The organism is Williamsia sp. M5A3_1d (assembly GCF_053345315.1).
The window spans coordinates 154,613-177,505 of sequence record NZ_JBKEZX010000002.1 but is presented as its reverse complement, the minus strand read 5'-3'; the positions used below and the strand labels follow the sequence as shown (position 1 = coordinate 177,505).

Annotated in this window: 15 protein-coding genes and 1 pseudogene; 11 read left to right on the top strand and 5 right to left on the bottom strand. The window is 69.6% G+C overall.

Annotation, left to right across the window (positions count from 1 at the left end; translation table 11 throughout):
* Position 1: 1 nt before the first annotated feature.
* Together ACLBW1_RS08370 and ACLBW1_RS08365 are read right to left on the bottom strand one after the other, a co-directional pair.
* Positions 2–1,516, bottom strand: coding sequence for an APC family permease (locus ACLBW1_RS08370; RefSeq protein ID WP_447811374.1), 1,515 nt, complete (start codon positions 1,514–1,516; stop codon positions 2–4).
* 81 nt (positions 1,517–1,597) lie between these two features.
* Positions 1,598–2,251 (bottom strand): NUDIX hydrolase, encoded by a 654-nt coding sequence (locus ACLBW1_RS08365; protein ID WP_447811373.1) that lies wholly within the window; start codon positions 2,249–2,251, stop codon positions 1,598–1,600.
* Between the two features lie 85 nt (positions 2,252–2,336).
* Here ACLBW1_RS08365 and ACLBW1_RS08360 point away from each other — a divergent pair, with 85 nt between their 5' ends.
* The 3 genes from ACLBW1_RS08360 to ACLBW1_RS08350 are packed head-to-tail and all read left to right on the top strand — an operon-like array spanning position 2,337 to position 5,111.
* Positions 2,337–3,266, top strand: a complete 930-nt coding sequence (locus tag ACLBW1_RS08360; RefSeq protein WP_447811371.1) for an ADP-ribosylglycohydrolase family protein — start codon at positions 2,337–2,339, stop codon at positions 3,264–3,266.
* Positions 3,263–3,784, top strand: coding sequence for an O-acetyl-ADP-ribose deacetylase (locus ACLBW1_RS08355; protein WP_447811370.1), 522 nt, complete (start codon positions 3,263–3,265; stop codon positions 3,782–3,784). The genes ACLBW1_RS08360 and ACLBW1_RS08355 overlap by 4 nt, the downstream gene beginning before the upstream one ends.
* A 16-nt stretch (positions 3,785–3,800) precedes the next feature.
* The gene (locus ACLBW1_RS08350) at positions 3,801–5,111 is read left to right on the top strand and encodes an NAD(P)/FAD-dependent oxidoreductase (RefSeq protein WP_447811369.1); all 1,311 of its coding nucleotides are present in this window, start codon (positions 3,801–3,803) and stop codon (positions 5,109–5,111) included.
* Here the strand turns inward: ACLBW1_RS08350 and ACLBW1_RS08345 are convergent.
* A complete protein-coding gene (locus ACLBW1_RS08345) occupies positions 5,102–7,447 on the bottom strand; it encodes an amino acid permease (protein ID WP_447812137.1) in 2,346 nt (781 codons plus the stop codon). The two genes, ACLBW1_RS08350 and ACLBW1_RS08345, sit on opposite strands and share 10 nt — an antisense overlap.
* A 421-nt stretch (positions 7,448–7,868) precedes the next feature.
* Here ACLBW1_RS08345 and lysX point away from each other — a divergent pair.
* The 6 genes and pseudogenes from lysX to ACLBW1_RS08315 all read left to right on the top strand — a co-directional run.
* Positions 7,869–11,189, top strand: a pseudogene (gene lysX / locus ACLBW1_RS08340) (bifunctional lysylphosphatidylglycerol synthetase/lysine--tRNA ligase LysX); the annotation flags it as partial.
* 334 nt (positions 11,190–11,523) lie between these two features.
* The gene (locus ACLBW1_RS08335; protein WP_447811368.1) at positions 11,524–12,210 is read left to right on the top strand and encodes an alpha/beta fold hydrolase; all 687 of its coding nucleotides are present in this window, start codon (positions 11,524–11,526) and stop codon (positions 12,208–12,210) included.
* Entirely contained in the window at positions 12,207–13,514 is a 1,308-nt protein-coding gene (locus tag ACLBW1_RS08330) for a class I SAM-dependent methyltransferase (RefSeq protein ID WP_447811367.1), read from the top strand. The genes ACLBW1_RS08335 and ACLBW1_RS08330 overlap by 4 nt, the downstream gene beginning before the upstream one ends.
* A 12-nt stretch (positions 13,515–13,526) precedes the next feature.
* Complete coding sequence (locus tag ACLBW1_RS08325; RefSeq protein ID WP_447811366.1) at positions 13,527–14,318, top strand: DUF1295 domain-containing protein; 792 nt, start codon at positions 13,527–13,529, stop codon at positions 14,316–14,318.
* Positions 14,319–14,456: 138 nt separating this feature from the next.
* Positions 14,457–16,202, top strand: a complete 1,746-nt coding sequence (locus ACLBW1_RS08320; protein ID WP_447811365.1) for a metallophosphoesterase — start codon at positions 14,457–14,459, stop codon at positions 16,200–16,202.
* A 70-nt stretch (positions 16,203–16,272) separates the two neighbouring features.
* Positions 16,273–18,471, top strand: a complete 2,199-nt coding sequence (locus ACLBW1_RS08315; protein ID WP_447811363.1) for an FUSC family protein — start codon at positions 16,273–16,275, stop codon at positions 18,469–18,471.
* A 13-nt stretch (positions 18,472–18,484) separates the two neighbouring features.
* Here the strand turns inward: ACLBW1_RS08315 and ACLBW1_RS08310 are convergent, their stop codons facing one another.
* The gene (locus tag ACLBW1_RS08310; protein WP_447811362.1) at positions 18,485–19,387 is read right to left on the bottom strand and encodes an SGNH/GDSL hydrolase family protein; all 903 of its coding nucleotides are present in this window, start codon (positions 19,385–19,387) and stop codon (positions 18,485–18,487) included.
* 293 nt (positions 19,388–19,680) lie between these two features.
* On the opposite strand from ACLBW1_RS08310, the gene ACLBW1_RS08305 reads away from it, so the two are divergent.
* Positions 19,681–20,334 carry an SDR family oxidoreductase gene (locus ACLBW1_RS08305; RefSeq protein ID WP_447811361.1) on the top strand — a complete coding sequence of 218 codons (654 nt, stop codon included), beginning with the start codon at positions 19,681–19,683 and terminating at the stop codon, positions 20,332–20,334.
* Between the two features lie 22 nt (positions 20,335–20,356).
* Here the strand turns inward: ACLBW1_RS08305 and ACLBW1_RS08300 are convergent, their stop codons facing one another.
* Positions 20,357–21,541: a thiolase family protein gene (locus ACLBW1_RS08300; RefSeq protein ID WP_447811360.1), complete on the bottom strand. Its 1,185-nt coding sequence runs from the start codon at positions 21,539–21,541 to the stop codon at positions 20,357–20,359.
* Between the two features lie 137 nt (positions 21,542–21,678).
* Between ACLBW1_RS08300 and ACLBW1_RS08295 the strand changes: the two genes are divergently transcribed.
* On the top strand, positions 21,679–22,821 hold the full coding sequence (locus ACLBW1_RS08295) for an MBL fold metallo-hydrolase (protein ID WP_447811359.1): 1,143 nt from the start codon (positions 21,679–21,681) through the stop codon (positions 22,819–22,821).
* Positions 22,822–22,893 lie beyond the last annotated feature (72 nt).

Genomic DNA, 22,893 nt, shown 5'->3' with positions numbered 1-22,893 from the left:
TTCAGCCCAGCATCTTCTCGTCGGTGTCGGTCGTGTCGGCGGTCTGTGCCTTGGCCAGTCGCGCGTTGCGGCGGCCGTAGATCAGGTACACGGCGAGGCCGAGGGCGAGCCACACCAGGAACCGCGCCCAGGTCGCGACGACGAGGTTGAGCATCAGGTAGATGCACGCCAGCGCCGAGAGGATCGGGACCACCGGGCTCAGCGGAACGCGGAACGGCCGCTTCAGGTCTGGCTTGGTGTGCCGTAGGACGGGCACCGCGATCGACACGATGAGGAACGCGAACAGCGTGCCGATGCTGACCATCTCCGACAGGTCGGTCAGAGGCACCAGCCCGGCCAGGATCGCCACGAAGATCGTGGTGCCGATGGTGAACCGGAACGGGGTGCCGAACCGTGGCGACGACTTCGCGACCGACTGCGGCAGCAGACCGTCGCGGCCGAGTGCGAAACCGATGCGGCTCATCGCGATGATGTCGACCAACGTGACCGAGGTGAGCCCGGCGACCGCCGCGATGGCGATGAGGGTGCCCGCCCAGCTGGCGTCATTGGCGTCGAAGGCCTTGGCGATCGGGGCGCTGGAATCGAGGTCGGTGTACTTCACCATGCCGGTGACCACGAAGGCGACGAGAACGTAGAGCGTGGTGCACAACCCGAGCACGATGAGGATGGCGCGCGGGATGGATCGCGCGGGGTTCTTCGTCTCCTCGCTGAGGTTCGCGACGGCCTCGAAACCGGTGTAAGCGAAGAAGACCACGGCCGCGGCGGTGACCACCCCGGAGACGCCGAACGTGGCCGGCTCGAATCCGCCGATCCACTGCAGCAGAGGCTGATCGAGCGTCTTGACCTCGGTGGTCGTCTTCTCCGCGCTCGGGATGAACGGGATCAGGTTGGCCTTCTTGATGAAGAACGCACCCACGATGATGATGAAGACCGAGATCGCGACCTTCACCAGCACGAGCGTGTTGGTGACGCGCGCGGATTCCTTCACCCCGACCGCGGCGATCACCCCGAGTACCAGCACGAGGGCCACGGCGCCGACGTTGACCGTCGACTCCTCGGTGAACAGTGACGGGGGAAGGTCGAAGAGATCGGCGAGGTACCCCGACCAGCTGCGCGCCACCACCGCGGCGCCGAGGGCGAACTCGAGCACCAGGTCCCACCCGATGATCCACGCGAACACCTCACCGAGGGTCGCGTAGGCGTAGGTGTAGGCGCTGCCCGCGGTGGGGACCGACGAGGCGAGCTCGGCGTAACAGAGTGCGGCGAGCATGCTGACGACGCCGGCGATGAGGAACGAGACGACCACCGCAGGCCCGGCGTTCTCCTTGGCCTGGATGCCGGTCAACGTGAAAATGCCGGTGCCGATCACGATTCCGACACCGAAGCCGACGAGGTCCCGGGTGCGCAGCGACTTGCGCAGGCCACTGCCCTCGCCGTCGCCCGCACCGGCCGCGGCGTCGCGCGCGATGGCCTCGACCGTCTTGGTCCGCAACACGCTCATCTCTCTCATGCTCATCACCTGACGCTAGCCCGACGCCGATCGGCCCCGACACCGAACCGCCCGTCGGGTTCCGGCGCATGTCCGGTTCGCCTGATCTCAGGAGGCGGGGCGTGGGACGAACAGCTCCGCCGGACGACCGACGTCGGCGGAGGAGAACTCGCCGGTGCCGACGAGGAACGGGAGCATGCGACGCCGGAAGGTGTCCTTGGGCAGTTCGCGGTCGGCCACGGCTTCGTGCAGACGGCGCAGGTCGAGCAGTGTGAACCGTTCGCCCAGAACGTGATCGGGGTCGGGGCGGTCGGCGTAGCGGGCACGTAGATCGGTGACCGCAAGGGCGACCATCGCGTCGTGGTCGAAGGCTAGGTGCTGTGTGGGCCGCCCCTCGACGACCGCGACGAGACGCGTCTTCGGGGGGAGTGCTCCGGCGGAGACGACGGCGCCGTGGGCCATCGACAGCACCCACCCGCGGTCGTCGCGCTCGGGGTCGTCGTGCATCGCGAGTTGGTGGAAGTCGAGGTCGCTCACCCCGACCTTCGTCCGCAGTGCGCGCACGGCGGCGTCGGCGAGGCGCTCGCCGGGGTGCAGGAACGTGCCGGGGAGCGCGAGGCCGTGCGGGCCGTCGACCACCACGACGTGCAGGCGGTTCTCTTGCAAAGCCCCGTCGGCGACGGTGAGCACCGCGACGTCGACGGCGACCGAGGGGCGCGGGTGATCGGTCAGCGCCCTGCCGAGGTCGTCCCGCCACACCATCGCTGGACTATAGCGCGACTCTGCGCTAACTTTTGGCGCAGAGTTGAGCTAAAGCCGGTCGAGGTCGGCGGAGAAGAGGATCGGCATGGAACTGACAAGTACACAACGGGATCGCGCGATCGCGACCCTGATCGGTAGCGCGGCCGGCGATGCGCTGGGCGCCGGGTACGAGTTCACCTACCCGGCCGACGACGTCGTGATCGACATGATCGGTGGGGGTCCCTTCAACTGGGCGCCGGGGGAGTGGACCGACGACACCTCGATGGCGGTGTGTGTGGCCGAGGGGCTCTCGCCCGGTGTCGCCGACCTCGACACCATCGCCGCGGCGTTCGTGCGCTGGTACGACACCTCCCCGCCCGACATCGGGAACCAGACGCGGTCGGTGCTGAGCCGACGCAGCCCGTCAGCCGCTGCCATGACCGCGGCCGCCGCGGCGGTGCCCGGCCGCACCGGGGGCAACGGATCGCTCATGCGGACCGCCCCGGTCGCACTCGCCTTCCTCGCTGACGCACCCGGCTGCGCGCACGCCGCGGGAGCGATCAGCGATCTCACCCACGCCGACGTCCGCGCCCGCGAGGCGTGTCAGATGTGGTCGGCCGGGATCGCGCACGGCGTGCGCACCGGCGCCCGCGACGGGGTTCGCCTCTGGCTCGCCGCCGCCCCGGCCGACATCGGTGACTTCTGGAACCCGCTTCTCGACGCCGCCCAGTACGGCACGCCCGCGGACTTCCCGAACAACGGCTGGGTGGTGCACGCACTGCAGACGGCGTGGTGGGCGATCTGCGGGGCCGACGGCGACGTCGTCGAGACGCTGGAACGGTGCGTACGCGCGGGCAACGACACCGACACCACCGCGGCCATCGCGGGCGGGTTGGCCGGAGCGTGCGCGGGCACCGCCGCCATCCCCGAGGAGTGGAAGCGCCTGCTCCACGGATACCCGGGCCTGACCACCACCGATCTCGTCGCCACCGCCGACCGCATCACCGGCGCCGCGACCTCGAAGGAGACCCCATGACCGTCATCGACGTCGTACGAGGCGACATCACCACCCTGCGCAGCGACGTCATCGTCAACGCGGCCAACTCGTCGCTGCTCGGCGGGGGCGGGGTCGACGGCGCGATCCACCGCGCGGGCGGCGCCGCGATCACCGACGAATGCCGACTCATCCGGGCGACCACCCTGCCCGACGGCCTGGCCACCGGCGCCGCCGTGGCGACCACGGCCGGGGATCTCCCCGCGCGCTGGGTGATCCACACCGTCGGCCCCCGTCACTCGTCCACCCACGACCGGTCGCACGTGCTGCGCCTGGCCTACGCGCGGTGCCTGCTGCTGGCCCACTCGCTGGGCGCCACGTCGATCGCGTTCCCGCTGATCTCGGGCGGCTCCTACGGGTGGCCGATCGGTGACGCTGTCGCACAGCAGGTTCGCGCGGTGTGCGAGGCGGAGGTGTCGGTCGACCTGGTGAGCCTCGTCGCCTATTCGACGCAGATCGAACGCCTGACGCGCACCGCCGTCGACCGCGCCGGGCGGTAGGGGCAGAATCGAGCACATGGCTGGTGATAGACCGCATGTCCTGATCATCGGCGGAGGTTTCGCCGGCGTGTTCGCCGCTCGGCGCCTCAAGCGGGCGAACGTGTCGGTGACCCTGCTCGACCGGGGCACCTCGCACGTGTTCCAGCCGCTGCTCTACCAGTGCGCGACCGGGTTGCTGTCCGAGGGCGACATCGCCAGCCCGCTGCGGCACCTGCTGCGTCGGTGCCGCAACCTGCGGGTGTTCCTCGGTGAGGCCTCGGGTATCGACGTCACCGCCAGAACGGTGACGGCGCGCCGATTCGACGGGTCGACCTTCGACATCGATTACGACTACCTGATCCTCGCCGCCGGCGCGCGGCAGTCGTATCACGGCAACGAGCAGTTCGAACAGTTCGCGCCGGGCATGAAGACCGTCGACGACGCGCTGGCCATCCGCCGCAAGATCATCTCGTCGTTCGAGATCGCCGAGACCCTCCCGACCCCGGCCCTCCGCAAGCCGTGGCTCACCTTCGTGATCAGCGGCGGCGGCCCCACCGGTGTCGAGATCGCCGGGCAGATACGCGAACTCGCGATCCGCGCACTGTCGAAGGAGTTCGACTCGATGGATCCTGTCGAGGCGCAGGTGATCCTGGTCCATGGTGGCGAGCGGGTGCTCGAGTCGTTCCACCCGCGGCTGTCGGGCAAGGCGCAGAAGACGCTCGACAAGCTTGGCGTCACCACCGTCCTCGGACGCCACGTGACCGACGTGACCCGCGATCACGTGATCACCACCGACAAGAAGACCAAGGCGACCGAGCAGATCGACACCCACACCGTGCTGTGGACCGCCGGGGTGGAGGCCGTCCCGTTCGCGGGGGCACTCGCCGGGGCGACGGGTGTCACCCCTGCGCGCGGCGGGACGATCCCGGTCGGCCCCGACCTCCGCGTCGCCGGACACGAGAACATCTTCGTCGTCGGTGACGTGATGAGCCTCGACAAACTTCCCGGTGTGGCCGAGGTCGCGATGCAGTCGGGACACCATGCCGCGGTGCTGATCTCACGGGCGGTCGGCGGGAAGGCCAAGGCCGACAGCCCCTTCCGATACCGCGATCTGGGGACCGCCGCCTACATCTCGCGTTACCACGCGCTCCTGGAGTCGGGACCGATCCGACTGTCGGGTTTCCTCGGCTGGCTCGGATGGGGTGGCATCCACATCTTCTTCCTCGCCGGCAGCCGCAACCGCGTGTGGACCCTGGCGAGCTGGGCGTCGACCATCATCGGCGGCAGCCGCGGCGAACGGGCCATCACCTACGGCGACCCCGAGACCGCCCGGCGGCCCTACCCCTGATCGGAACCGGCGGACTCCCCGCTCCCGTCGGGGTGATCGACGATCTCGTAGGTCGGGTTGATCATGATGACGCCCTTGCGGCCCTGACGGGCCTTTCCGCTCGCGCGCACCACCTGACCCGGCACGATGTCGGTGCCACCCGCGGCCTGATCGTCGTCGGGTGCGAAGCGCAGCCGTAGCAACCCGCTGTCGTCGGTGATCTCGACGATGTGGACCTCGTCGTCGTCGATGGTGCGGTCGAAGGTGTCGCGCACACGACCCTCCACGGTGCCGCGGTGACCGGGCAGCAACCCGCCGATCGCCAGAGTCGACGCGGGCGTGGGTTCGTCGTGGTCGCGGCGCGCGGACTGGTCGTCGCGCGCGATACGGGCCTGCAGTTGCTCGACCCGGCGCGTGAGTCGTTCCTCCACCACATCGGGGAAGGCCTTGCGGATCTCGGCCTGCACGTCGAAGGGGATGATCGTCGCCGCGGCGTGCGGGATCTCACTCACCGCACGGGAGATCTTGTCGGCGCTGCGGTCGTGCAGAAGTCGACCCAGCAGCGGTGCGTAGGTGCGTCGCGGCAGCAGCACGGTGACGTGCGATCGCGGTGCGGCGCCGAGTGACTCGACCACGAGGCGCTGCACACCGCGGGTGAGACGGCGGTCGGGGCAGTCGATGATCGTCAGCGGCGTGCGCAGCCCGTAGTGCTCCCACCGCTTCCGGAGCTTGCGGGCCTGCTCGGCGTCGACCATCAGGTGCACGGCGGTGAGCTCGTCGGCGCGCAGACCGTGGCCGTAGCGCAGGGCTTCGAGGACGGCGAGGTCGACCGCGCTGACCAGCACGAACGCGGTGTGACGCGCGTAGTTGACCTGCTCGGGGCGGTTCGAGCGGAACTCCTCGAGGATCGCGGCCTCGGCCCGGTACTCGCGGTTGAGGCGGATCAGCCCGAACACGAGCAGCGGGAACACCACGACCACGAGCCAGGCGCCCTCGGTGAACTTCGCGATGGCGAAGATCGCCACCACCACCGTCGAGACGATGCCGGCGCCGAGGTTGATCGCCAGCTTGTGTCGCCACCCGTGTTCCCGCAGACGGAGGTGGTGCTTGGTCATGCCGTAGCCCGCCATGGCGAAACCGGTGAACACGCCGATCGCGTAGAACGGGATCAACGCGTTGACCGAGCCGCCCGTCGCGATCAGCAGGACGACGGCCAGCAGCGCGAGCACGATGATGCCGTTGGAGAACACCAGCCGGTGTCCGCGTTTGCCGAGCTGTCGCGGCAGGAACCGGTCGGCGGCAACGAAATTCGCGAGTGCCGGGAATCCGTTGAAGCTGGTGTTGGCGCCGGTGAACAGGATCGCCGCGGTCGCGATCTGCAGCAGGACGTACAGCGTGGAGCCGAGTGCACCGCCACCGAACACCCGCCGCGCGATCTCCGACAGCACCGAGGGGTAGCCGTCGACGTACGGCGTCGCGTGGGTCTCGTAGGCGAGCCACGCGACCCCGGTCAGCAGGATGCCCAGCACGCAAGCCATCACCGTGAGCACCCGGCGGGCGTTGGGGCCCTCGGGCTTGCGGAAAGATCCGACCGTGTTCGAGATCGCCTCGACTCCGGTCAGCGACGAGCCGCCGTTGGCGAACGCGCGCAGCAGGATGAGCAGGGTCGCGCCGGCGATCAGCCCGTTGCCCTGGTGGACCTCGACGGTGCCGGGCAGCTCGGACGGCACGTATTTCGCCAGACCGGTGGTGGCCTCGCGGACCACGCCGACCACGATCATCAGCAGCACCATGCCGGTGAAGAAGTAGGTGGGCATCGCGAACGGCCGACCGGCCTCGCGTAGTCCGCGCAGATTCGCCCAGCACATCAGCACCACCACGGCGATGGTGATCTCGAGGCTGTAGGGCCCGAGCACCTTCACCGCCGACACCACCGCCACGGTGCCCGCCGACGCCTGCACCGCGACGGTGACGACGTAGTCGATGAGCAGGGCGGCCGCCGCGATCTGCGCCACGCGCGGACCGAAGTTCTCGCGCGCGACCACGTACGACCCGCCCGCGCGGGTGTAGGCCATCACCACCTGTCGGTAGGAGGCCGCGACCAGGATCAGGATGCACAGGATCACCCCGGTGATCGGCAACAGCAGCGAGAACGCGGCGAGACCGGCGTAGGGGAGCAGCTCGACCAGGATCAGCTCGCTGCCGTAGGCGGTCGAGGAGATGGCGTCGGGGGCGAGCACGCCGAGCGCGACCGGGTTGGTCAACCGCTCGTTCTTGAGCTCGTCGGTGATCATCGGCTTGCCGAGCAGCAGACGTTTCGCGGCGTATCCGACGGACTCGGGCACGTTGCGCGACAACTCGACGGCGGGCGCGTCGGCCGGACTGCCGACGACGTGGGGCTCGGTGCGGTCGGACACGGTGACTTCCTCCTGCGACACGACGCCCGATCGCCATCGGTGCGGATGATCGTCAGCTTAGGCCACGACCGCCTCGCGACACCGCGGCAACGGTCGAGATCGACAGTGCGACAACGACAAAACGGACAGAACGCCTTCGTGTCGGGCGCGGGCGTGGGTGGACCCCGCGACACCGCCGCAACGGCGCCCCGCAGACGGATCGTCATGCGCCCTCGACCATCTCGCCGCGCTGCTACTCTCGGCTTTTATGTCTGCAGCCCCTTCCGTCGAGCGCCCGGAGACAGACCCTTCGAGCCCGTCGGGAACGTCCACACCGCGGCGCCGGGGGACCGGTAGAGGTGGTTCCGAGAGAGCCGCGTCGGCCCGGACGGTGGCCGCCGAGCGCATCGCGCAGTGGTCGGGGCGGCTGCTGACCCTCGCCGCGATCGTGTCGCTGCTGGCGATCCCGTTCCGCCACGTCCGCGTGTTCGACTGGGCGACCGACCTCGTCAGCGCGTTCAACGTCCCTGCCGACCCCAGCCTGTTCGTGGTGCTGTTGGTCCTCGCCCTCGCCGGGGCGGTGCGGCGCCGGTTCAAGGCCGCGCACACCGCGCTCGTCGCGGTGATGATCCTCGCGGTGATCGACGACGCGAACGTCGCCGTGCTGCTCACCTTCTATTCCGATCAGGTGTCGTTCCGCGCCGACCACGGCATCCACGTCGCGCGCGTCATCGCCTGGTCGGTGCTCGCGGTCGGCGCCGTGACGCTGATCGTCGTCGCGTGGTCGCGACGCGCGTACACCGCGGAACTCGCGCGGCGGTCGGTGCGGGTGGCCCTCGGTGTCCTGTTCGGCGGGTTGCTCACCTCGTTCGTGATCACCTTCGCGCTCACCTCGGTCTTCCCTCGGTCGCTGCGCGGACTCGACGAGGTCGCACTGTGGAGTTTCCGCTCGACCCTCGGTGACCGGGCCCGACTCGACACCCCGCTGCTCGAGGGTCACGAGGGCCACCACCTGATCTACGTCCTCGCCGGCTCGATGTCGGCGATCGCGCTCGTGCTGGCGATGGTCACCCTCTACCGGGCCAATCGCGACAACGAGTTCGTCGACGCCGACGAGGAACTGCGCGTGCGGCAGTTGCTGCTCTGCCACGGCGAGGACGACTCGCTGGGCTACTTCGCGACCCGCCGCGACAAGTCGGTCGTGTTCTCCGCCGACGGCAAGGCCGCGGTCACCTTCCGCGCCGTCGGCAGCGTCAGCGTCGCGAGTGCCGACCCGATAGGTGCCGTCGAATCGTGGCCCGGCGCGGTGCAGGCGTGGCTGGAGAACTGCCGGACCCACAGCCTGCACGCCGCGGTGCTCGCCGCCAGTGAGGCCGGGTCGAAGGTGTATCGCGCCGCCGGCCTCAAGTCGTTGTCGATCGGCGACGAGGCGATCATCGACGTCGACGACTTCACCCTCCGCGGGACGTCGATGAAGCCGGTGCGACAGGCCGTCAACCGCGTCACCGCGGCCGGCTACACCATCTCGATGCGTCGCCACAGCGAGTTGTCGCCCGACGAGCTCGCCGAGGTGCAGCGACTCGCCGAGGCCTGGCGCGGCGAGGAGACCGAGCGCGGTTTCTCGATGGCGCTCAACCGCGTCGGCGACCCGGTGGACGGTCGCTGCCTGCTCGTCGCCGCGCACGACGCCGACGGCACCATCCGCGGATTCCTGTCGTTCGTGCCGTGGGGCCTGCGCGGGGTGTCGTTGGACCTGATGCGTCGCGACCGCGCCGCCGAGAACGGCATCAACGAGTTCCTCGTGGCCCGGCTCATCGAGGCGGCCGGCGACCTCGGGATCCGCCGGGTGTCGTTGAACTTCGCGGTGTTCCGGTCGGTGTTCTCCGGTGCCGAACGCGAGGGCGCGGGCCCGGTCACCCGTGTCAGCGACGCGGTGCTGAGCTTCGCCTCGAAGTTCTATCAACTCGAGTCGCTGTACCGATCGAACCAGAAGTACCACCCGCAGTGGGTCCCCCGGATGCTCTGCTACCACCCGTCGTTGACGGTGATGCGGGCCGCGGTCGCCGTCGGTGTCGCCGAGGGTTTCCTCCCGCACATGGGACCGAAATTCCTGGTGGGCACCAAGACCCCCGACGAGCAGCCCGTCCGCGACGATCCCGCGTTCGTGCGTGCCGTTGCCGAACTCGAACGCGACCTTCTGGTGGCGCGCGCCCCGGCGCCGAAGCTCAACGATCAGCAGCGCACCCGGCTCGACAAACTCGCGACCATCCGCGCGTCGGGCCACGAGGCGTATCCGGTGTCGGTGGAGCGCACCCACCGGGTCGCCGAGATCTGTTCTGCCCACACCGGTCTCGCAGCCGGAGCGCGAACCGGCGAGACCGTGTCGATCGCCGGCCGCGTCCGCGCGATCCGCGACCTCGGCGGCGTCGAGTTCGCCGTGCTCGAGGACGACCGCGCCCGCATCCAGATCGTCTCCGACGCCGACATCGCGACGACCGGTGAACACGACCGTTTCCGACGCAGCGTCGACACCGGAGACCTGATCGCGGTGACCGGTGAGGTGATCGCGTCGCGCACCGGCGAACTCTCGGTCGCGATGTCGCGGTGGACCATGGCCGGCAAGTGCCTCAACCCGATGCCGCAGCTGACCGCGGAACTGTCCGACGACGTCCGCGTGCGTGACCGGCCGCTCGATCTGCTGACCAACCCGTCGGCGGTCGAGTTGCTGCAGAAGCGATCTCATGGCGTTCGTGCTCTCCGCGACACGTTGCACGCGCACGCGTTCCTCGAGGTCGAGACGCCGATGCTGCAGACGGTGCACGGCGGTGCCTCGGCGCGCCCGTTCAAGACCCACATCAACGCCTACGACCAGAAGCTGTTCCTGCGCATCGCCCCCGAGCTCTACCTCAAGAGGTTGTGCGTGAGCGGGATGGGCGCGATCTTCGAGCTCAACCGGAACTTCCGCAACGAGGGCGCTGACGCGACCCACAACCCGGAGTTCACCTCGCTGGAGGCGTACCAGGCGTACGGCGACTACAACTCGATGCGCGAACTGACCCGCGAGCTGATCCTCGCGATGGCCGTCGCGGTCAACGGAGAGCCGGTCGCCCTGCAGCGCAGCGAGTCCGGGGACGTCGAGAAGGTGCGACTCGACGGCACGTGGCCGATCGTGACGGTGCACGAGGCGGTGTCGCGGGCGTGCGGTACGTCGTTGTCGTCGGCGAGCACGGCCGCCGAGGTCGCCGCGGTGTGCGCGCAGCACGGTGTGGAGACCACCGGCGACATGCCCGCCGGGAAGATGGTGATGGAGCTCTATGAGGCGCTCGTCGAGAAGCAGACGCGGTTCCCGACGTTCTACTGCGACTTCCCCATCGAGGTGTCACCGCTGGCGCGCAAGCACCGGTCGGATCCGCGACTGACCGAGCAGTGGGATCTCGTCGGGTTCGGCGCCGAACTGGGCACCGCGTACTCCGAGCTGACCGATCCGGTCGATCAGCGTGAGCGGCTCACCCGGCAGTCGATGGCCGCGGCCGGCGGCGACCCGGAGGCCATGGCCCTCGACGAGGACTTCCTCCACGCGCTCGGCTACGCCATGCCCCCGACCGGCGGTCTCGGTCTGGGCGTCGACCGTCTGGTGATGATGCTGTGCGGTGTACCCATCCGCCCGACCCTCACCTTTCCCTTCGTCCGCCCCCAGACCTGACCGCCGAGCGTGCCAAAACCGGCCGTCGAGCGTGCCTAAACCGGCCGTCGAGCGTGCCGAAACCGGCCGTCGAGCGTGCCAAAAACGGCCGTCGAGCGTGCCAAAAACGGCCGTCGACTGTGCGACTGTCCGGGCCCGTTGCGTATCGGCACGGTCGGTGTCGTTCTTCGGCACGGTCGGCGGGTGTTTATGGCACGGTCGGCGTCGTATTTCGGCACAGTCGGCGGGTGTTTATGGCACGGTCGGCGGGACTTTTCGGCACGGTCGGGGCGTCGGTGGCGGTCGCCACTGCGTCGGGACAGATCCGCGTCGACGTCGGCGTCGAATCACCGGTATGAGTTCTGACACCCCGGGGGCGGTGCGGCCTGCGCTGCACTGGACACAGACCCCGCCCGCACCGACGGCGGTCGTGTTGGTGCTGCACGGCGGCAAGGTCGCCAGCACCGCACCCGCCGAGACCAGCCAGCTGTCGGCGGCCCGCCTGCGACCGTTCGCCCGCGCCATCGCGAAGAAGATGCCCGATGCCGCGGTGGTGACGCTGCAGTACCGGATGCGTGGCTGGAACGGTGCCGACCGATCCCCGGTCGCCGACGCGCGCTGGGCGCTCGAGGAGATCCGCACCCGCTTCGGCGACACCCGCGTGATCCTGCTCGGACACTCCATGGGCGGCCGCACCGCCGCCGCCGTGGCCGACGACGCGTCCGTCGACTCCATCGTCGCGCTCGCCCCGTGGTGGCCCGACGGCACCGAGACCGACACCCTCTCGACCGGCCAACATCTGCAGGTCCTGCACGGTCGACTCGACCGATGGACCAGCCCGCGACTGTCCCTGAGGGCGACGATGCGCGCGGCCGGTCGAGGCGTCGACGCGAGGTGGGTGTCGATGGGCCCGGCAGGACACTTCATGCTGATGCGATCGTGGGTGTGGACCCGCCGGACGGTCGCCGCCGTCGGCGCCGCGTACGCCCGCATCGCATCCGCGCACGACGACGACCGCTCTCGACAGGAGAACCGACGATGACGACCACCCCGACCCTGCGCGGTCGCACCACATCGGGGGCCGCCGGCACCGTCGCCGAGCTCCTCGCGCCGTACGTGGGCGGCGAGCTGCCGGTCCATCTGACGGCGTGGGACGGCAGCACGGCCGGCCCCGCCGACGCGCCGAAGGTGATCCTGCGCAGCCCGCAGGCGCTGCGGCGACTGCTGTGGAGCCCCGGCGAACTCGGCGCCGCGCAGGCCTACGTCACCGGCGAGATCGACGTCGACGGCGACCTCAACGAGGCACTGACCCACGTGTGGCGCGTGATCGGCGAACGCAACCTGTCGCGGATCGCGATCACCCCGACCCGCGTCGCGCAGCTCGTCCGCGCGGTGTCGAAGCTCGGCGTCCTCGGTCGGCCGCTCCCCGCCCCGGCCAGCCAGGCCGTGGTGAAGGGCAAGCTCCACACCCTCGCCCGTGACCGCGCCGCCATCAGCCACCACTACGACCTGTCGAACGACTTCTACTCGATGGTCCTCGACCCCAACATGGCGTACTCCAGCGCCTACTTCACCTCCGACGCACCGGATTACACCCTGGAGCAGGCGCAGCGCGACAAGCTCGACATGGTCTGTCGCAAGATCGGTCTCGACGCGCGTCCGGGCATGCGTTTCCTCGACGTCGGCTGTGGCTGGGGATCGCTGAGCCTCTTCGCCGCCGCCGAATACGGCGCGCAGGTCGTCGGTGTGACGATCTCGACGGAGCAGAAGGCGTTCATCGACGACCGCATCGCCGAACGCGGTCTGGGTGACCGCGTCGAGATCCGCATCCAGGACTACCGCGAGATCCCCGACGGCCCGTTCGACGCCGTCGCCTCGATCGAGATGGGCGAACACGTCGGGCAGGAGAACTACCCGACCTACACGAAGGCGTTGCACGACAACGTGATCGACGGCGGTCGGGTGCTCATCCAGCAGATGTCACGCAAGAAGGGCGACAACCCCGGCGGCGGCCCGTTCATCGAGCAGTTCATCGCCCCCGACATGTTCATGCGCCCGGTCGGTGAGACCGTCGCGATGATCGAGGAGTCCGGTCTCGAGGTCCGTGACGTGCACGCGATGCGCGAGCACTATGTCCGCACCGTCGACGTCTGGTACGACACCTTCGAGAAGCGGTGGGACGACGTGGTCGCCATGGTGGGTGAGGAGACCGCGCGCGTGTGGCGGCTCTACCTCGTCGGCGGTGGCATGGCCTTCCGCGACGGTCGCATGGGTGTCGATCAGATCCTGTCGGTTCGCCCGGACGCCCGTGGTCGCTCGTCGATGCCGCCCGTCCGGAACTTCTGACAAGCTGGTCCGATGACCTTCGACTGGAGCCAGTTCGGCATCGTCACCGGCGCGAGCCTGGCCGGTGTGATCATCCTGCTGGCGATCACCGCGGTGATCGGGTTCTCCATCGGTCGCCACAACGTCGTCGACGTGACGTGGGGGCTGGGCTTCGTGGTGATCGCGGTGATCACCGCGATCCTCGGAAACGGAGACCTGTGGCGCCGACTGCTGGTGCTGGTGCTCATCGGCCTGTGGGGCCTGCGGCTGGCGACGTCGATGTTCCGACGCTCGCGCGGCAAGGGCGAGGACCCGCGGTACGAGAAGCTCCTCGACGACGCCGGCGGCAACCGCACGCTGACGGCGATCACGAAGATCTATGCGACGCAGGGCCCGGCGCTGTGGTTCGTCTCGCTGCCGCTGCAGGTGTCCTCGGTCGCGCACGGCACCCTCTGGTACCTCGCCGTCATCGGTGTGCTGGTCTGGCTTCTCGGCGTCACCTTCGAGACCGTCGGCGACCTGCAGATGGATCGGTTCAAGGCCGATCCGTCCACCAAGGGCACCGTGATGGACAAGGGGCTGTGGCGCTACACCCGCCACCCCAACTACTTCGGCGATGCCTGCGTCTGGTGGGGGACCTTCCTCGTCTGTATGACGTTCTGGCCGACCGTGGTCACGTTCCTGTCGCCGATCGCGATGACCTACTTCCTGGTGTTCGCCACCGGCGCCCGACTGCTCGAACGCCACATGGAGCAGCGCCCGGGGTACCGCGAATACCAGCAGCGCACCAGCTACTTCATCCCCCTGCCGCCGAAGAAGGCCTGAGCCACCCCACGATGCAGCCGCCCACTCGACGAGGGGTGTGGGCGGGATGCCCGTATCCGCAGGAGCGTTCGTCCCTCGTTCACCGACCGGACACCTACCGATAACGGGCGTGCCCGGCGGGTGCCGTGATCTACATGCATGGTCGTGAATCCGTTCAGCAGTGGCACATCGAGGGTCAATCCGGCGGGGGAGACCGTCGACACGGGGGTGCCGATGTCCGCGGCGGCCACGATGACGACCGCCGAACAGTACGAGTGGCACCAGAACAACCTGAAGCGGCACTCGGTCTCGCGCCGTAACTTCCTCGCCGGCAGTGCCGCGGCCGCGGCGGCCGCCGGTGTCGGGAACCTCGCGTTCTCGGGCATCGCCTATGCCGCCGACGCGCCGCTCGCCGTCGGCGGACGCCACGTCTCGTTCGGCTCCGACGCCGCGAGCCAGCTCCGGTTCTCCGCGCAGCTGTCGCGGAACCCGGGCGCCACCAAGGTGTTCCTCGATCACGGTCCCACCCCCGCGCTGGGTGCGACGACGGTCGCCGAGGTCCGCAACCTCGTGAGCCAGGTCCCGATCAGCAGCGGCGGAATCCTCGGTGCCGAACAGTTCTACGTGCACGCCCCGGTCGACGGTCTGCCCTCGCGTGTCCCGCACTTCTACCGGTGGCGTACCGCCGACGGCCGCACCACCGACGTGCGCAGCGCGGCACCGGCTCTGGGCCGCGGACGCAGCGCGCCGTTCCGTTTCACCATGATGGGCGACCAGGGTGTCGACGAGACCCCCACGCAGCCGCCGGGTCTCAAGGCCGGCGACTACGACGACCTCTACTACAAGCCCGACAACCAGCCGAACGTGAAGCACGCGGCCAACATCGTCAACCAGATCGCCGCCCGCAACGGCGCGTTCCACATCCTCGCCGGCGACATCGCCTACGCCGACCCGTCGGGTGCGGGCAAGCCGCCGAACTTCGTACCCAGCGGCAGTGCGCCCACCGGCTTCGACAAGTTCAACCCGTATGTGTGGGACGGCTACTTCGCGGCCATCGAGAAGACCGCGTCGCGCACCCCGTGGATGTTCGCCACCGGCAACCACGACATGGAGGCCCTCTACGGCCCGCAGGGTTACGGCGGCCACGCCGCGCGCCTCGACCAGCCGACGAACGGACCGGCGGGTTGCCCGTCGGTGTACTCGGTGGTCTACGGCAACGTCGCGGTGCTCTCCCTCGACGCCAACGACGTCTCCTACGAGATCACCGCCAACACCGGTTACAGCGGCGGCCGACAGACCGGCTGGGTCGCGAGCACCCTCGCGAAGTTCCGCGCCGATCCGAACATCGACTTCATCGTCTGCTTCTTCCACCACTGCGCGTACTCGACCACCGACAGCCACGCCAGCGACGGCGGTGTGCGGGCGGCGTGGAGCAAGCTGTTCGACCAGTACCAGGTCGACGCCGTGTTCCAGGCCCACAACCACATCTTCGAGCGCACCGATCCGATCCGGAACAACCAGGCGCGCAAGCCCGCTCCCGACGGATCCACGGTCTCGGCCAAGACCGACGGCACCGTGTACTACACCGTCGGTGGCGGCGGACGGCCCCGTTACGGGTTCCAGCCCGGTGAGTCGGAGAGCTACCGCGGCAACGTGGTGAAGGACAACACCGTCCCGAACAGCTACGTGTGGACCGCCGACGGCAAGAAGCAGGCCGAGAGCGTCGAGTGGTCGCGGGTCCGTTTCCGGAACTACTCGTTCATCAGCATCGACGTGGTCCCGGGCATCCCGGGTATCACCAAGAGCCGCATGGACATCTCGGCCATCGACGAATACGGCCGCGAGTTCGACCGACTCACCTTCACCCGCGCCATCTCGATCGGCGGGGTCCCGTTCGGTTCCTGACCGTTCCTGTCGCACCCGCCCCGCCGCAGCGACACCGGCGCCCGCGAGGGGGCCGTAGTCTGTAGCCATCATGCGGAACTCGGTGCGGCCGGCGATCGATCGCGCACTGCGGTTCCTGGTGGTGTCCGATCCGGGGCAATTGCGGTTGCGCAGTGCCAGCCAGACCACGCTCACACTGGTGCTCGCGCTCAGCGTGCTCGTCGCCATGACCCGCGTCCTGGGCGAGGCCATCACCGTCGCCATGCTCGGTTCGGTGGTGGCGATGTTCTCCTCGTTCGTGGTGAAGGACCGCACCGCCCGCGGTCGCCTGCTCACCACGGCGCTGATCGCCCTGCCCGCCGCCACAGCGGTCACGGTCTCGACGTTCCTCGCCCAGTACGGCGTGCTCGCCGACATCGGCTTCGTGGCGGTGTTGTTCGGGGCGGTGTGGGTTCGCCGCTTCGGGCCGCGCGGGTTCGCCCTCGGCATGGGCTCGTTCATCGCCTACTTCTTCGCGCTGTTCCTGCGGGCGACCCCCGGCCAGATCCCCGAGCTCATCGGGTCGGTGCTCGTCGGTGTCGCGTGTGCGCTCACCGTCCGTTTCGCGTTCCAACACGAGTGGGCCGGTGCTGAACTCACCCGACTGACCCGCGCGCTGCGGGCATCGTCGCTCGTGGTGGTCGATCTCATCGCGCCGACGATCGCCCCCGGCGCCGCCCCGGTCGGGCGGCACGAGGAGTCCGCGTCGAGTAACGCCGTGCGCCACGCGCTGGAACGTCTGGCCAACACCGCGCTGATGATCGAGGACTGGCTCGATCGCAACGTCGCCTCGGCGCACGTGTCGGTGACCGGGAAAGATTTGTCGCGCCGCATCTTCGACGCCCAGCAGGCCACCGAACAGTTGGCGTTCGCGATGCGTCCGAGGGCGGGGACGGCGCGCTCGGTGCTCGCCGAGCACCCCGCGGTCGCCCAGGTGCTGCTCGCGGTGCGGTCGGTGCTGCGCAACCACCCCACCACCGAGGACCTCACGGTCGCGCGCCGCATCGTCACCCGCGCCGAGGCCGCGGCCACCGACAGCGACCAACACTCGATCGTGATCCGCGCCGCAGCGCGAACGGTGCGTGCGCACATCGCCGTTCACCGCGTGACCGCCCATGCGTTGGCCACCGCCGAGGCCCACGAGTCCGCTGCGATCCCGCCCACCCGCAACGCCACCACGCCTCCGGTCGAGGCCCCCGAGGGTCCCGTGACACCCGAGCACCGCGGCCTGCGCGCACGGTTCGATCGACTCGAGCCGAGCACCCGCACCGCGATCCAGGTGGCGATCGCGACCTCGGTCGCCACGGTGCTCGGCGAACTGGTGTCGCCGAACCGGTGGTACTGGGCGGTGCTGTCGGCGTTCGTGGTGTTCACCGGCACCACCACTCGCGGCGAGATCCTCACCCGCGCAGGTCATCGCATCGTCGGCACCGTCGGCGGCGTCTTCGCCGGTGTGCTCCTCGCCGCGGTGGTCGGCAACCGCGCGCCGATACAGCTGGCCCTGATCGTGGTGTGCGTGTTCTGCGCGTTCTACCTGGTGACGGTGGCCAACGGGCTTCTGGTCTTCTTCGTCACCGTGCTGCTGGCGATGCTCTACGGACTGCTCGGCACGTTCTCGATCGCCGTGCTCGAGCTGCGCATCGCCGAGACGTGCGTGGGCGCCACGGTCGGTATCGCCGCGGCCTACTTCATCCTGCCCACCCGCACGAGGGAGACGGTGCGCGAGAAGGTCGACGCCTACCTCGATGCGCTCGGCGACGTCATCGACGACTCGATCACCTCGGTCGTCGAGCCTGGCAGCGGTGTCGACCTCGTACCGGTGGCGCGTCGGCTCGACACCGCTCTGCAGGAACTACAGACCGCCGCACGGCCTCTCGGGATGGGACCGGCGAGCCGTGCCCGCCGCGGGACCGCACGACTGGTGCGGGTGCTCGAGGCCTGCGACCGCGCGGCGCATGCACTGGTGCGTGCCGGCATGCTCGCGGCGGCGGCCGACCCGGCCAGCGGACCCACCGGCGACCTCGCGCGTGCGGTGGTCGACGGCGCCGACGGTGTCCGCGCGTCGGTGATGTCGCTGCGGTCGGTGGTCCGCGGCGAGCAGGGGGAGTACGACGACGGCCTCGCCGACGCCAGCCCGGTCGCGCAGGTGCTGTCGCGTGACGCGCAGGAACTCTCGACCGCCACGATCGTGGCCGTCCGTGCGCTCGACCGACTCGATCACTCGGCCGCGCTCACACGCGTCCCGGTGTGACGCGAGGGTCAGGTCAGGACCGGCGGACAGCCGCCAGCACGAGACGCGCGATCGCGGCGTTGCCCTCCTGCGTGGGGTGATCGGACAGGCCGTCGCCGCGCGGGATCTTGCCGTTGAACCACCGCACGCCGTCGGGCGTGCATGCGTCGTGTCCGACCGCGGGGCCGGCGACGTCGACGAACACCGCGCCGTGGCGACGCGCGGCGGCCGAGAGCACGCCGTTGAAGCGGGTGAAGAAGTCACGCACGAACAGTGCGTCGGCGGAGCTGAACGGGGCGTCGGGGTAACAGCCGCGCAGTCCGTAGTAGCCGCCGTGACCGACGACGAGGACCCGGGCCCGCGGCGACTTCGCGTCGACCACGTTCAGCACGCGATCCATCGATCCGCTCAGCGCGGCGAGCTTCTCGGTGATGTTCGTCGCGACGGTCGCGTTGGTGCGGCAGCGCGCATCCTTGCCGGGCGTGAAGGTGAAGCACGGCCCGATCAGCGAGCCCCAGTTGATGTCGTTGCCGCCGATGGAGAGCGTCACGAGGGTGGTGTCGGGGCGCAGGGCCGCCGCCTGGACGGGCACGCTGCGCACGATCGGCAGCGGTGTGGTCTGGCGACGGTCGGTGATCTCGGCGGTCACCGCACCGCGGCACGCGACGGTGGTGAACGACGCCGGGCGCAACGCGCGGGCGACACGCTCGGGGTAGCCGCCGCCTCCGCGACCGCAGCCCTGGGGATCGAACGACTCGACGATGCCCGCACCGATCGCGCGCGAGTCACCGAGCGCGACGTAGCGGACCGGCGTGGCCGCCGAGGCGGGCGCGACGACACCGAAGCCGAGCAGCGCGGCGATCGCCACGACGACGGTGATGGCCGACCGGACGGGTGCACCCGACCGGATCGAACCGAGTGTTGAGTCCGTGCGCATGACGCTCCCCGCCATCTCGTCGAGCGACGACACTGCCACTCGAATCGAAGCAATGATGACTCATCGGCGGCGAATGATCACGCGCGGGCCGGGTGTGCCGCCGGAGGGGTCGATCGGTGCATCTGCACGCACGATGGGCTGGCCTCGAGGGACCGTCGTCGCACGGTTGCTAGCGTGGGTGATCCGGTGATGCAGGCCGCCGGGGAGAGCGTCCGGCGCGCGGCGAGAGCCGCCCGACCGAGGGCTCGAATCGAACCAGAGACACCGCCACAGGGCGCAGAACGGGAGCCGACATGTCACGGATCGCCATCGTGGGAGGCCACGGCAAGATCGCACTCATCCTGGCGCGCCTGCTGACCGACGACGGTCACCAGGTGAGTTCGCTCATCCGCAAGCCCGAACAGTCCGACGACATCACCGGCGCCGGCGCCGCGCCGGCGATCATCGACATCGAGAACGCCTCCACCGAGGAGATCATCGAGGCCTTCGAGGGGCACGACGCGATCGTCTTCGCCGCCGGCGCCGGTGGCGGCAACCCCGACCGCACCTACGCCGTGGACCGCGAGGCCGCGATCCGCTGCGTCGACGCCGCCTCGGCCACCTCCATCAAGCGTTTCGCGCTGGTGTCGTACTTCGGTGCATCGGTCGATCACGGTGTCTCGCCCGATGATTCGTTCTACGCGTACGCCGAGGCCAAAGGCGACGCCGATCAGTACCTGCGGGCGAGCGACCTCGACTGGACGATCGTCGCGCCGAGTTCGCTCGCCGACGGTGAGGCCACCGGCACCATCCGCACGAAGGAGGACGGTGCCGAGGCGGGGACCGAGGTCGCGCGCGCCGACGTCGCCGAGGTGATCGCCGTCGTCCTGCGCACGCCGTCGACCATCGGCCGCATGATCGAGTTCACCGGCGGCGACACCCCCATCGAGACGGCGCTGGGCGCCTAGACCCGCCCGGCCCCTCGGGCCATCACAGCCTCTCGATGATGGTGGCGTTGGCTTGACCGCCCGCCTCGCACATGGTCTGCAGGCCGTATCGGCCGCCGGTCTGATGCAGGGCGTTGACCATCGTGGTCATCAGCCGGGCGCCGCTGGCGCCCAACGGATGTCCCAGCGCGATGGCGCCACCGTTGACGTTCGTCTTCGCGAGATCGGCGCCGGTGTCGTGGGCCCAGGCGAGCACCACCGGGCTGAAGGCCTCGTTCACCTCGAACAGGTCGATGTCGCCGATGGTGAGACCGGCCTTCTCGAGCACCTTGTGCGTGGCCGGGATGATGCCGGTCAGCATGAGGATGGGATCCGAACCCACCACGGTGGTCGTGTGCACGCGCGCCAGCGGCGTCAGACCGAGTTGCTGTGCCTTCTCCGCCGACATGATCAGGAGTGCTGCGCTGCCGTCGGAGAGCGGGCTCGAGTTGGCGGCGGTGATGCGCCAGTCGATGTCGGGGAAGCGGCGTCCCATCGCCTCGTCGTAGAACGCCGGACGCAACTGCGCCAGACCCTCGATCGAGCCGCCGGGGCGGATCATCTCGTCGTGGTCGAGTCCGGCGATCGGCGCTAGTTCGGTGTCGAAGAGTCCGGCCTTGGTCGCGGCTGCCGCCTTCTCGTGGGAGGAGAGTGCGAACTCGTCGAGCTGGGTGCGGCTGAGATCCCATCGCGCGGCGATGAGTTCGGCGCTGTATCCCTGGGGGATGAAGCCGTCGGGGTAGCGCTGCGCCAACGCCTCGCCGAACGGGTTCGCCCCGGCGCGGATGTCGGACATCATCGGCACCCGGCCCATGGATTCGACGCCCGCGGCGATCACCACGTCGTACGCGCCGGACATCACGCCCTGCGCGGCGAACGACACCGCCTGCTGGCTGGACCCGCACTGCCGGTTGATGGTGGTTGCCGGCACCGACTCGGGGAAACCGGCCGCGAGTACCGCGTTGCGGGCGATGTTCTGGCCCTGCTCGTCGGCCTGGGTGACGGTGCCGGTGATGACGTCGTCGACCAGTGCCGGATCGATGCCGGTGCGGTCGATCAGCGCGCGCAGGCTGTGGGCGAGCAGGTCGACCGGGTGGACGCCGTGCAGTGCGCCCGAGGCCTTCCCCTTGCCGATGGGGGTGCGAACGGCGCCGACGATGACGGCGTCGGTGCGTGGGGTAGCGGCCATGGTGTGTTCCTCCACTCGATGTGTCGCCGGCCAGTGGTCTGACTAGCTCTATCACTAGACAACTGTCTACCACCTGACTTGCTTCCCGATTAGCCAGGGTCGCGTCTGTCGCTGTCATCGCCGGTACGGTTGTCGTCGTGATCCGCAAACTTGCCGCCACCGCGAGCGTCGGGGCCGTCGGGGCCTTCACCACCGGTCTCGCCGCCACCGGTTCGGCGACCGGTCGGGCCTTCGGGGCGTCGCCCGAGGCCATCGCCCCGCACATCAGCGCCTCGCCGAACCAGCGCGACGGGTTCTTCGCCAACCGCGAACCGTCGATCGCCGTCGATGTCGACCGCACCGGTGCCGTCGACATGATCCGGGCACGCCGCCGAGGTGACCCGGGATCGACGGTGCCGGTGTACGACCCCCTCTTCACCGCACCCGGGTTCGTCGACACCGCCGCCGCTCTCGCCGTCACCTGGCTCGGTCACGCCACCGCGCTCGTCGAGATCGACGGCCGCCGCGTGCTCACCGACCCGGTGCTGTCGAAGCGCTGCTCCCCGTCGCAGTCCATCGGCCCCGCCCGCATGCACCGCGCGCCGTGCACCGCGTCGCAACTGCCCGCGCTCGACGTGGTGCTGATCAGCCACGACCACTACGACCACCTCGACATGGCCACCGTGGTGACCATCGCGCGCGAGCAACCGGATGTGCACTTCGTGGCCCCGATCGGTGTCGGTGCGCACCTCGAGTACTGGGGTGTTGCCCCCGACCGCATCTCCGAGGCCGACTGGGGGCAACGCGTCACCCACGGCGACCTCACCTTCGATTGCGTTCCCGCCCGGCATTTCTCGGGTCGCGGCGTGGTCCGCAACCTCACCCAGTGGGGCAGCTGGGGCGTCCGCGGTCGGCAGCACTCGGCGTTCTTCACCGGCGACACCGGCTACACCGAGGCCTACCGCGACGCCGGCGGACCCTACGAGCTCACGCTGGTCCCCATCGGCGCCTACGACCGCATGTGGCCCGACATCCACGTCGACCCCGAGGAGGGCGTCGCACTGCACACGATGCTCGCCGGCGATTCCCTCGCCGACTCGCTGATGGTGCCGATCCACTGGGCGACCTTCAACCTCGGCCTGCACACCTGGGACGACCCCGTGCGCCGGATGCTCGCCGCGGCCGAGAAGGCGTCGGCGGTCACCGCGACACCGGCACCGGGAACCCGCATCGACGTCGTCACCCGCACCGGCGCCGGCATCGACCACCCCGACTGGTGGCACGGCATCGCCCAGAGCTGAGCGCCCCGGGAAGCGGCTGGGTCCTCGGTTCGGGAACCGGACATCGATGCTGATCGTTGGAGTGGCATCAGC